We start from the raw sequence: 512 nt of genomic DNA, 5'->3' as shown, positions 1-512 counted from the left end.
GTCTGATTCCTTAAATGAAGTAGAGACGGCTGTCAGAGTAATGATGATGTTTTGCTCGCGGAACTTAAACGGCAGCTGACAGATATCGCGCTGAATATTTTTCATCAGTTCTAATGTGTATTCTTCACTTTGTTCTGGAATCAGCAGAATAAACTCTTCACCGCCAAAGCGAGCGACGGTTTCGGTATCAGACACGCGCTTATTGATGGCTCGAGCGATGATCTTCAGCGCTTTATCACCAGCGGTATAACCATAACTGTCGTTTACGGCTTTGAAGTTATCGACATCAAACAGTACCACTCGTAGATTTTGTTGAGAGCGAATCCAACGACGGTATTCGAGCTCAAGACGATCGTTAAATGCTGTTCGGTTGTAAACCTTCGTGAGTGGATCAAGCAACATTCGCTGTGTCTGGTCGTCTAAGCGGCGGCGGTAATCTTGTGTGGTTTCAAACACCGCTTCAAGCTGATTTTTGCTGTAGCTTAAACGCTCTTGCAGGGCCTGTTCTCTCT

1 protein-coding gene is annotated in these 512 nt (G+C 45.5%); it reads right to left on the bottom strand.

From position 1 onward, the window contains the following. Nucleotides 1-512 (bottom strand): GGDEF domain-containing protein (locus R7Z77_RS28590; RefSeq protein ID WP_318137465.1); only part of this gene is annotated, 512 nt, incomplete at both ends.

This window comes from Vibrio sp. 1401, assembly GCF_033340295.1.
This window is presented reverse-complemented; position numbering and strand designations above follow the sequence as displayed.